Origin of the sequence: Aquiflexum gelatinilyticum (genome assembly GCF_024741135.1) — a bacterium.
Classification (GTDB): Bacteria; Bacteroidota; Bacteroidia; order Cytophagales; family Cyclobacteriaceae; genus Cognataquiflexum; species Cognataquiflexum gelatinilyticum.
Window position 1 is genome coordinate 1 of the sequence record NZ_JANSUY010000057.1, and the last position, 328, is coordinate 328.

Consider the following 328-nt stretch of genomic DNA (forward strand, 5'->3'; position numbering starts at 1 on the left):
TCACGTTACCTGTATTGGTCACGACAATGGTATAGTTCAATACATTACCGATAGCGGCAAATGTGTTTTCAGTTGCAGTCTTAGTGATGGAAAGTGAAGGTGACTGTGTTGCGGAAACAGATTCGGAAGCCGAGACATTTACTGAACCGACAGCAGCGGAAGCGGTGTTGTCCACTTTTCCTGCATCAATATCACTTTGATTGATTGTATAAGATGTTGAAATGGATTCACTTGATCCAGGAGCAAGACTTGGAATAGAGGTGTTCAAACCTGTCAATGGATCGCTTACAGCAATATTGCTCAAAGTCACGTTTCCGGTATTGGTCAC

The 328-nt window shown here is 43.0% G+C and carries 1 protein-coding gene; it reads right to left on the bottom strand.

Annotation, left to right across the window (positions count from 1 at the left end; all coding sequences use genetic code 11):
- A partial coding sequence (locus NU887_RS21145; protein WP_420839810.1) for a DUF7507 domain-containing protein occupies positions 1–328 on the bottom strand: 328 nt, incomplete at both ends.